The organism is Kamptonema sp. UHCC 0994 (assembly GCF_029167235.1).
GTDB lineage: Bacteria > Cyanobacteriota > Cyanobacteriia > Cyanobacteriales > Microcoleaceae > Kamptonema.
On the sequence record NZ_JARFTR010000009.1, the window covers coordinates 1 to 8,812 of the forward strand.

General features: G+C 45.2%; 15 protein-coding genes. All 15 read left to right on the top strand.

The genetic code is table 11. The features are described from left to right. Positions 1 to 212: 212 nt before the first annotated feature. The 15 genes from PY364_RS01030 to PY364_RS01100 are packed head-to-tail and all read left to right on the top strand — an operon-like array spanning position 213 to position 8,797. On the top strand, positions 213 to 443 hold the full coding sequence (locus tag PY364_RS01030) for a hypothetical protein (RefSeq protein ID WP_275519655.1): 231 nt from the start codon (positions 213 to 215) through the stop codon (positions 441 to 443). After that, entirely contained in the window at positions 427 to 750 is a 324-nt protein-coding gene (locus PY364_RS01035) for a hypothetical protein (RefSeq protein WP_275519657.1), read from the top strand. Before PY364_RS01030 ends, PY364_RS01035 begins: the two co-directional genes overlap by 17 nt. Then, complete coding sequence (locus PY364_RS01040; RefSeq protein WP_275519659.1) at positions 735 to 950, top strand: hypothetical protein; 216 nt, start codon at positions 735 to 737, stop codon at positions 948 to 950. Before PY364_RS01035 ends, PY364_RS01040 begins: the two co-directional genes overlap by 16 nt. Then, positions 940 to 1,401 carry a hypothetical protein gene (locus PY364_RS01045; protein ID WP_275519661.1) on the top strand — a complete coding sequence of 154 codons (462 nt, stop codon included), beginning with the start codon at positions 940 to 942 and terminating at the stop codon, positions 1,399 to 1,401. Before PY364_RS01040 ends, PY364_RS01045 begins: the two co-directional genes overlap by 11 nt. A gap of 3 nt (positions 1,402 to 1,404) precedes the next feature. Continuing rightward, complete coding sequence (locus PY364_RS01050) at positions 1,405 to 2,241, top strand: tail fiber domain-containing protein (protein WP_275519663.1); 837 nt, start codon at positions 1,405 to 1,407, stop codon at positions 2,239 to 2,241. Next, positions 2,225 to 2,419 (top strand): hypothetical protein, encoded by a 195-nt coding sequence (locus PY364_RS01055; RefSeq protein ID WP_275519665.1) that lies wholly within the window; start codon positions 2,225 to 2,227, stop codon positions 2,417 to 2,419. The genes PY364_RS01050 and PY364_RS01055 overlap by 17 nt, the downstream gene beginning before the upstream one ends. Positions 2,420 to 2,427: 8 nt before the next feature. After that, positions 2,428 to 3,306 (top strand): hypothetical protein, encoded by an 879-nt coding sequence (locus PY364_RS01060; RefSeq protein ID WP_275519667.1) that lies wholly within the window; start codon positions 2,428 to 2,430, stop codon positions 3,304 to 3,306. Then, complete coding sequence (locus PY364_RS01065) at positions 3,307 to 4,941, top strand: hypothetical protein (protein ID WP_275519669.1); 1,635 nt, start codon at positions 3,307 to 3,309, stop codon at positions 4,939 to 4,941. Then, on the top strand, positions 4,941 to 5,606 hold the full coding sequence (locus PY364_RS01070) for a hypothetical protein (RefSeq protein WP_275519671.1): 666 nt from the start codon (positions 4,941 to 4,943) through the stop codon (positions 5,604 to 5,606). Before PY364_RS01065 ends, PY364_RS01070 begins: the two co-directional genes overlap by 1 nt. Positions 5,607 to 5,608: 2 nt before the next feature. Beyond that, positions 5,609 to 5,986, top strand: a complete 378-nt coding sequence (locus tag PY364_RS01075; RefSeq protein ID WP_275519673.1) for a hypothetical protein — start codon at positions 5,609 to 5,611, stop codon at positions 5,984 to 5,986. Continuing rightward, positions 5,983 to 7,023 carry a hypothetical protein gene (locus tag PY364_RS01080; protein WP_275519675.1) on the top strand — a complete coding sequence of 347 codons (1,041 nt, stop codon included), beginning with the start codon at positions 5,983 to 5,985 and terminating at the stop codon, positions 7,021 to 7,023. The genes PY364_RS01075 and PY364_RS01080 overlap by 4 nt, the downstream gene beginning before the upstream one ends. Before the next feature lie 4 nt (positions 7,024 to 7,027). Then, a complete protein-coding gene (locus tag PY364_RS01085) occupies positions 7,028 to 7,648 on the top strand; it encodes a hypothetical protein (RefSeq protein WP_275519677.1) in 621 nt (206 codons plus the stop codon). Between the two features lie 9 nt (positions 7,649 to 7,657). Continuing rightward, on the top strand, positions 7,658 to 7,960 hold the full coding sequence (locus PY364_RS01090; protein WP_275519679.1) for a hypothetical protein: 303 nt from the start codon (positions 7,658 to 7,660) through the stop codon (positions 7,958 to 7,960). Continuing rightward, a complete protein-coding gene (locus PY364_RS01095) occupies positions 7,961 to 8,476 on the top strand; it encodes a hypothetical protein (RefSeq protein ID WP_275519681.1) in 516 nt (171 codons plus the stop codon). 30 nt (positions 8,477 to 8,506) lie between these two features. Continuing rightward, positions 8,507 to 8,797, top strand: coding sequence for a hypothetical protein (locus PY364_RS01100; protein ID WP_275519683.1), 291 nt, complete (start codon positions 8,507 to 8,509; stop codon positions 8,795 to 8,797). Positions 8,798 to 8,812: the final 15 nt, after the last annotated feature.

Genomic DNA, 8,812 nt, shown 5'->3' on the forward strand with positions numbered 1-8,812 from the left:
CGAACTGGCAACTCACCACCGGGGGAATAAATCTCTACCCGTCCACTGGACACTGGAGCCAAGTCCAGTGGAAACCAAACCGATACTACAAAATGCAGCTTCCTGGCGTTGTGCAGCGGGAAGCTGCGCAGAGACCAAAACCCATACCAACCAAAGGTTTTAGAATTCTGCACTTTGTAGTATCACCGTAATTCAAACATCGAGGAGAAATTGTGGACAAAGGCATAGATAAGCAAGTACAGCTATTTACACAGGACTATGAAGATGGTGAAGCGATCGCGCAGCGCTACCTAAAAATCCTAGCCCGTCCTGCCTACCTCACCCGCAAACAATCATTCCACAAACGGGGTGGAAGTCACAGCAAATCCAAAGATACACACAACAGGAACGATGGGAGAACTCAAAGACTGGACGGGAGAAACAACCATGACTCAATGGACTGAATACCGCGTGAATATGGCCGAAGAACTAGAGCAACGCTGCATCGATCGGTGGGCCGAACTGTGGGAATTTAACGGCGGTGTCGAACCGAAATTCTGGTTTGGCGATCGAGTCAAATGCTGCGAGCGATCGGCAACCATCGTCGGTATGCAATGGCGAAGTGAGGAGCGGGCATCCATCGTCGTTCCTCTTCTTCAAGGATGGATTTACTCAGTAATCTTTTACCCCGAAGGTGGCAGCACTTGGTTTCACGAAACCAGCGTCAAAGCGATCGCTCAAATCGAAGGAGAACAATGCCAAGGTTTTTAGAAATTCGACTCATCGGACACCCCGACGACATAGAGGAATTCGTCAGAGCTCTCAGAACCGCCAACATACTCGGCTCAGACTCAGTTAACTATCCCACCAAGGACGATGGCAAAGTCCGACGCTACGTAGATGTCGTCATGCCCGGCAATCCATCCAGTTCGCGATCGCTCATCACCCTCCAGCTCACCGATGGCAAGTAAAACCTTACCTCCCCCCGGCCAACTCTCACTGTTCGACATCGGCAAATATGAACAAGTCTTACAGCACTACGACATTGAAGACGGCTACGAAGAGGATGAAAGTTGGCCGCCAAAACTTGTTAGCGAATCAATTGAGGAGTTTGTTAGCGAATCAAATTGGCCACCTGACCCGATAGATGATTCGCTAACAAATGATTCGCTAACAACCGCTCAACCCTGTGGAGTCGTCAACAAGTACCACGCTGGCGGCAGTGCTCGCGGCGGTGGCGAGTATTGGCGGTTTTCTTACCGAGTCGGTAAACGAGTCAAGCACGTACACATACCCGGTGGTCACAGCATGAGTTTGATGGCATCCAACAGGGCGGACGAGGTGAGGGATGCGATCGCCGCTGGAAGTTCCACCGCAGAGGTTCTAAAATTGATCGGTTCATGGACTAAAAAGAACAGATAAAATATGCCAATTCTCAACTTAAATCAAGACCAGCAAGTCATTTTTCCTATCCCCATTTCTGTCGTTTTAGGCGGTACAGGAGCGAGTGATGCGGCTACCGCTAGGGCTAATTTAGGCTTGGAATATGCGAGTAGAATCGGGGAGCCTACAATTTATGGTAGCGTCAATATTTCGGGGTCGAAGGCCGGCCTTGCTGGGATTTGCTTTCCCGACGCTTTAGGCGCACCAGTTTTTATGCAGCACAATTCATTTCTGATGAATGGAATGTGGTCAAATACAGTAGCAAACGCTTCGGGTGGTTGGTTGTGGTGGTATAAACAGGGCAAGTTCCAAGTGAATTCTCTCACCAATGCTAATGGGGAATACATAGCGCTAGACAAGAGTCTGGGCGCATTGCCGGGGTCTCCCTCCGAGAGTTATCCGGTTTTAAAAACCGATTTCTCCTACCTCTATTTTTCGGTAGGCGAACAATTCTCTTCCTACATAACAACTGCGGGGGGATATGTGAGCGTCAGCGACTTTTATCGAAAGGAAAACGTCGAAGAAGTAGACTATCAAGATATTTTAGAGAAAGTAAAATACTTGCCGGTTTGTAAATATAGTTTCAAAGGTTCCGATCCTAAAATTAAAAGTGTCGGTACTTTTGCTCAAGCCTTTTGGCTAGCATTTCAATTAGGTGGAGATTTAGATACGGAAGAGGATTTGCCGATACAACCCAATAAAATGCTTGCGGCTTCCGATGTAGCCGGGGTTTGCTTAGCAGAGATAAAGGGTCTTTTAGAAAGGATTGAATGGCTAGAGGCGCAAATAGAAAGCTTTCTGGTTGCAAATTCAGGCTGATAAAAATCCTTTAAATCTCTCTTTAGTAAATAGTTGGCAAATTAGTAATGCTTCGGCTGTGGAAACCTCGCTTGACGCACAACTGCAAGGGAGCGTACAAATTCCGTTGCAGGCTATTTCTGACGGTCTAGGGGGATGGCGTTACATCGGCCTGTCACCGCTGGGAGCACTGAGTTAATGGACACAATGCTCAGGCCTGAAGCTACTAAATCTTTCCAGTTGGAGCTCAACCAGGCCAGCGGTGCAACTATCACCGAAATAATTAATTTTGCGACGCTAAACGCAGCGCTAACACCGCCTAGCGGTTATGTTGCATCATCTTGTTCAGCTAACAGGATTATCACCCTACAAGCTCAATATCTTTTGCCTTCGATTACGGGCGTTAGTCCGCCTAACATTTACCCCGAAGATTCAGAGGCCGAAAAGCAGGCTAAATACAATGAAAGCTTAGCAATAGCCCCATCAAAGGGGTTGGCTTTGTATGTCGATTCTGGTGGTGGCTGGAAGCAGCGAAGCCAAATTCAATTACAAAATCATGGCAAAACTAGCGTCGGGGCGTGGAGTTTCAGGCCGCTATTAAATCCATTGTTAGATGATGGCTCTGGATTTTATGGCGCAACTGACAAAATCGGAGCATCAATAGTGAATGTTGGCAGTGGCACATTGGGAGCTGCTGACAAGATTGTAATTATTGGTTCGGCTCTGATAATTCCTAGTTTTGTTCAGGATGCGAACGCTGTCCCGTTTACAAATGCTGCGAATTTTAGCGTTAGTGTCGGCACATCCTCTCCAGTTCAAGTTTTAGCAGCTCGCACAGCGAGGAAAGAGTTGCGGCTAACAACTACTGGCAAAATTTGGTTTCGGTTTGGCAGTAGTAATGCTGGTGTTGCAGTCAATCAATGTGCATTTCTTGCGGCTGGCGGGGCTCTAAGCTATGAGAACGGTCGCCTTTCTTTTGAGGGTGAGAGAGGTGAATTAATTGCACGTTCTTATACTCAAGGGTTTGCTTTGTGGGCAATTGCTGAAGGGGCCGTCGCCACTGTTAGCGGGGAGGAATTTTGGTAAATGCCAAGTATCACAGATGTAATTATTCAAGGCAATAAAGCCTATAAAGATTATAAAACTGCCACAGGCAATCCTACGAATAAAGGTGACGGGAAAATCGGGCTTAGTGTTAGCGTCCCTAATGTTCCCGGAACAAGTATCTACACCGACATCAATACTAAAGATATTGAAGCATCAAGAGTTGGGATTAAAGGCGGAGAAGGTGGGAATGAGTCCATTTCAATAGGACGAGAGGGAATTAAAGCTGAATCTAGTACCAGTTTAGGGATTGGAGGTTCAACAGGTGTCAGCGTTAACGTACAAGGTAATGGTGATGTTAGCGCCAGTGCCAACACTAATGTTGCCACTCCTTTTGGTGACTTTAATATCTCTGTTGACATTGTAAAAGATGGATGCACTATTACCGTCACCAAAACTTTTACAAGTCCGGTAACAACGTTTTCTACTACTGAAATTTATACAGCACCTGGGTGTAAACCTAAAGAACCATCCCCTACTCCTACACCATCTCCGACTCCTACGCCTGGAAGTCCTAACACACCGGGAGGGCCGATCGATCCTAGTAGCCTACCACCTGGGTGTTCGATGTTGGTTGCGGCCCTAGAGTCAGAACACGCTGTTTCGTGCAAGTGGGCTTTTGGCAGGGGAGCGGGCACTTATGACGACAATGATGGAGAAGGCCCGTACACCATAGATGCAGAAACATCCGAGGTTCTCTTTGGAGAAGAAGGTGGGGGCTATTATTACATGAATTCCACAGGAATCTATTTAGAAAATGGCAGACGCTTTGACCCCATAGGTCTTGTTTTTTGCGGCTCCAAGAATGAAACTGCTCAATGTAGTAGCCCTTCACCTTCACCTTCACCTTCACCTTCACCTAAATGGAATCCCAAACCTATGCCTGATGATAAATGTTGTAGTGAATCTGTTTCAATGCTGCGTAAAATAATGAAAGTTTTAGCAGTCGAAGAAATTGAAAAAAACGGCATAAAAATCCCTAAAGAATTTCTGGCACCGGGAGGGAGCGGCCAACTAAAAGTTACCAACTATGCAGAACTACAGCTCAATCTATTTAGGACAGTTAACCGCTATGGAATTGATACTCCGATTGTAGTAAAAATCAAAGATGTTAACAAAGCAAAAGCAGGCGATCAGGGTGTTGAAATTCAACTCAATTCCCCGGCCGCCGCCATTCAGGCGTTAGTAGAATTAGCGATTGAAAATAAGGGGGATGCGGCGACTCGTCTACAGATTCAAGTCAGGCTAATCTATGCTGTTACCCGCACTCTAAAAATGGTAGCAGGCATCGGAGAAACGATTAGAGAAGTCGTTAGAATGCTAGGAAGTCCCTTCAAGTGGACTTCGATCCGACTACCGCTAGAATTTGATTTGTCCGCAGGGAAAGCTAAAAAAGAATCAGGAAAGGGGTTTGGGGGAAAGAAAGCAGCGCCAGAATCGGAGGATGGGCTAGCACCGGGGCTAGAAGCAAATGACGAGGACACAACAGAATCAATGCTGCCGGCAATACTAACTCCCTCCGATTACGCATTACCCGTACCTCGTTTTGTCCAAACGGAAGATGATTTGCAAGATTTGTTAATAAAAGCAATCCTATTATTAGGGAGTAAAAAATAATGGTTTTAGAAATTGCAGCGGGAACTTTTGCGTCGGCAATAGTTAAAGGCGTAATTAATAATGAATGGCTAGGGAACATCTCAGCGAAAGCTGTAAACTGGGTAAAAAAAGCAGGCAAAAACATCTTAAGTTACCTCAATCAAGTAAAAGGAGGAGCTTTCGATTGGGCTCAAAGTGATGCCTCGCTGATGGCAGGAATTAAAAGTGCAATTGAGGGTTTATACAATCCGTTGGGTGCAGCATTGGGCCGCTCTGTTGCTAGTGTGATTGTAGGCGGGGCTGTAAAAAATGTCCCAAAAGTACGAATTAATGTTCGCCAACTCGCCAACTTGATAGAAATTCACGATGGTAACGAAAGTGTAAAAGATGCTCTAATGGAGGCTGTAGCTAATGTGCGGCAATCTGTAAAAGCTGCTGGCCAAAGCATTCTTTTTAAAATGAGCTACATGAATATCAGAAAATATGCAGCCAAAGCATTAGGGAAAGAGGATGAATGGGGTAAGGAAGCGCCTAGCTTTACCTTTGCAGCCCAATTTGAAGAAGGCATAAAAATTATTATTCCTAATGAGAAAGGCGCGGACGTGGCTATTGAGGGTTTTGAGGAATTTTTTGATACATTGGGTGATTTACTCGGTGAGGAAGATGTTTATACGGAGTTTATTTAATTATGGCAAAGAAACCATCCTTAGAAAAAAAGAAGGAGAGAAAGCCCAAAACACCTGCTGAGGAGAAGAAGAATTTTAAAAATGATTTGGAGGCGCGGATAGATAGTTACCAAGAGGTAGCAGAAACCGATGGGTTTTTAAATAGACGAAATGTCCGCACAGCGCTAGGTGTGGGTGATTTGAGAAAATGGGCTAAAGAGTTTGAGCAAGGCTATGGAGGAACGGCGACGGAGCATCCGAAAAAACCTATCAATCCACAACTCCCCTATGAAGAATTTCAGGAGGAACGGCCAATAATTAAAAAAGTTAATAAGGAACAACCTCGACAACTTAAACCAGTAGGAAAACGTGATAAGAATGGAGGGAAGGGCAAAAAATGACGCTTGAATCATTCCGAATAGCTACCTACAAGAAAATGGCTGAAGAGGAAGCTAGCACGATTATTAATCAGCAGAAAGCTACAGATGATCCACTGCGAAATCAGCCGCTTTTTGATGTCTACGAACTGCTATTAAATCAATCCAATAAAGATGAGCGATTGTTTCTGAGTGGTTCAGAGCCATTTATCCCATTGCAGACCTCTTTACTAAAAGCTACTGAGTTGATAGTCGATTGGCGGGTAAATTGGTCTGAGGGTAATTTTAAGAAGTGGGCTAAGGCTTTTGAGGATGGGTTTATTGAGTTTCAAACTGATTCTAGCTCGGAGTTAAAAAAGCTTTGGACTAAGCAGCCTTGGCCAGGAATTGAGAAAGCTAATCGTCCTAAGATTGTTGAGATAAAGGTGCATGGGAATCGAAAAGCTCGACCAGATTTTAAGGTTGTGCAATTCTTCGAGAATCGACAGATTTTACAGGAATGGCTGATATTTTCCGGTAGTTATTCAGGGATTGCTGCTCAGATTATTAATTGGTGGAATCAGAAAGCTGGTGAGGGTGCTAACAGTGGTAAAAGCGATGTCATCAAGCGTTCAGGGCATCCAGAAGTTACGTTGTATTTCAGACAAGAAAGCGATTTTGAAAAGGGTTTTCAACCTGTACAGGGAAAAATTAGTTTTGATTTGATGGAATTAACTGATAACCCGTCAATGACTGGGAAAGGGAAGTTCAAGTTAATAACGGAGAAAGATATTAGCAATTTAGGTAAGAAAATCAGCAGTATTTTTAGGACAAAACCTCCCTACACATGGTCAAAGGGTAAAAAGCAAGTTGCCTACCATGACTGGGGGCAAGGGTACAATTTCCTGATTTATTGTTCGACTCACGAGGAAGGTGAAAGGCTGGCTAACGCTGTCCTTTCTATCCAGGGTCACAAGCTGGATGAAGCTTTCCTAAAACAAGGGGAAGCTAAGAGTCCAGAAAAGGCCTACCCGCCTCCCAAGGAAATAACGGTGATGGGGTACGCGATCGCAGGCTTTTGACAATATGGCTAGATATGGGGATATTAATCGGGCTGAGGAATTAAAGGCTGCTAAGGACAAGCTTGACCTTTGGTTAAAAATGAGCCGGGCTGAGAAACAGGCTGCCTTTGCTGCAACGCAAGCCGCAACTGGGAACAAACGCAGTAATGTCGGACGAACAACCGCATGGATTCAGCCATTTGGAGCGCCTGACAAGTTCTTTTATGAAACTTGGATTCCGGGCTCTCCTTCAGGAGATCCCACCGCCAAGGAAGAAAACGCAAATACTATCATCACAAAAGTTGCGAACGCTGTTAAGGCAGCCAATCTAGCAGCAATCGCAGAGCCAACTGGTGCAAATCTTATTATCGAAAAAGCGAGGAAAATTCAATTTGCAAAAGTGATTTACTCACAGGTTGGCGGGACTGTTAATGGCGTTGTCTCGCGCATCACTGGGATTCCTTACAGTTACAAAAAAACAGACAGTGTGAGTTCAAGCTTCGGGCAGGGTGTTACCGCCCCCGTACCCTCTGAGGGCACTGCTCAAGCTCAATTAAGGGTAGCGCTACTAGCTGCTGCTACTGGAAATGAGCGAGTTTCTTTCAAGCCACAGGGTAATGTCTCAATCAGAGCGGCAGCCGCGTAACCTATCACCATGACAAATTTTTTGCAATCTTCCAGCTCAGGGTTATGGCTTCCGGGCTATGAGCAAACTCTCGATCAGGATATCAATCTTGTTGATGATGTTGTTGATTTGCTCATGGTTGATGTTGGCGGTGATTGTACTGATTCAGAGTTTGATGGCATGATTCAGCTCAATCAAGCGGCTAGTGATTTTATTGACCAGAAGATTGACACTGGCACTTATCAAGATATTCTTGAGCATCATGGCATTGACCCTGAGTGGTGGATTGGTCGCGCTGAGTGGCTTTTAAGTTATGAGTTTGAGAGGGTTTAAATGGGGCTAGTTTTAGACCTGCAAAATCCTAATAATTGGGAGTCTCGGTGGGAGTTCAATGTTCAGGCTTCCGGTCAGGTGTTTCGGTCTAATGGCGAGGCCCTGTCTTGGGACCCGATTCCTGAACAAACTTGTCCTTTGTTGTTGCACAATCCATTTGTTGCTGTGTATTGTGAGTCAGCAACTAAGCGTAATAGTTGGCAATTTGGCGGCTATCTGGTTCAGAAGTTCTCGACGGGGTTAATTGTTGGTGGAAGTCCAAACGCCGTGACGACTAATGGTAGGAAGGTATTTTTTAACCGCTTACAATTACTGAGGCTTAACGACTATACCGCCGATTACTCGTTAAGCTTCAAGCCTCCTTTTTGGCATCGGGATATTAAACTGACGGTGTGGGAATATACTGCCGAAATTATCACAACGGTTGAAGCTGCCATTGAAGATATTAATGATGTCCAGATAGTTCTGAGTAACAAGCTCCAAAACATCGAAAGTAAGATTGATTTACTGCTTTAGGCAGAAGGATTGTTGATGAGTTAAATTAAGGTGGTTTCGTGGTGTCACAATCGGACGCTGCACTGGATTCTTTCGTCCTGGCTGACTTCTTTGCTGTATACGATTATTCAGCACTATGAAGCCGGCCGACTAGATTACGGGACAATTCTTTATTGTCTGATTCAGACCACTATTTTGTATCAAACTGTGGTGGAGCGGTTGTTTGACACGGATGTGCTTTATTCTCCTAAAGGTGTGGCTGGATACAGTAAATCTCAGGCTGAGTCTCTGTTGAGGGCTAGTTTGCCGCCATTGGAGGATGACTCGCGATCGCCTGACTAATTTACTGGGGATTCA

Bases quoted from the DNA above. Each gene is read 5' to 3' on its own strand.
- PY364_RS01035 (WP_275519657.1), top strand. From the start codon at position 427: ATGACTCAATGGACTGAATACCGCGTGAATATGGCCGAAGAACTAGAG.
- PY364_RS01040 (WP_275519659.1), top strand. From the start codon at position 735: ATGCCAAGGTTTTTAGAAATTCGACTCATCGGACACCCCGACGACATA.
- PY364_RS01045 (WP_275519661.1), top strand. From the start codon at position 940: ATGGCAAGTAAAACCTTACCTCCCCCCGGCCAACTCTCACTGTTCGAC.
- PY364_RS01050 (WP_275519663.1), top strand. From the start codon at position 1,405: ATGCCAATTCTCAACTTAAATCAAGACCAGCAAGTCATTTTTCCTATC.
- PY364_RS01060 (WP_275519667.1), top strand. From the start codon at position 2,428: ATGCTCAGGCCTGAAGCTACTAAATCTTTCCAGTTGGAGCTCAACCAG.
- PY364_RS01065 (WP_275519669.1), top strand. From the start codon at position 3,307: ATGCCAAGTATCACAGATGTAATTATTCAAGGCAATAAAGCCTATAAA.
- PY364_RS01070 (WP_275519671.1), top strand. From the start codon at position 4,941: ATGGTTTTAGAAATTGCAGCGGGAACTTTTGCGTCGGCAATAGTTAAA.
- PY364_RS01075 (WP_275519673.1), top strand. From the start codon at position 5,609: ATGGCAAAGAAACCATCCTTAGAAAAAAAGAAGGAGAGAAAGCCCAAA.
- PY364_RS01080 (WP_275519675.1), top strand. From the start codon at position 5,983: ATGACGCTTGAATCATTCCGAATAGCTACCTACAAGAAAATGGCTGAA.
- PY364_RS01085 (WP_275519677.1), top strand. From the start codon at position 7,028: ATGGCTAGATATGGGGATATTAATCGGGCTGAGGAATTAAAGGCTGCT.
- PY364_RS01090 (WP_275519679.1), top strand. From the start codon at position 7,658: ATGACAAATTTTTTGCAATCTTCCAGCTCAGGGTTATGGCTTCCGGGC.
- PY364_RS01095 (WP_275519681.1), top strand. From the start codon at position 7,961: ATGGGGCTAGTTTTAGACCTGCAAAATCCTAATAATTGGGAGTCTCGG.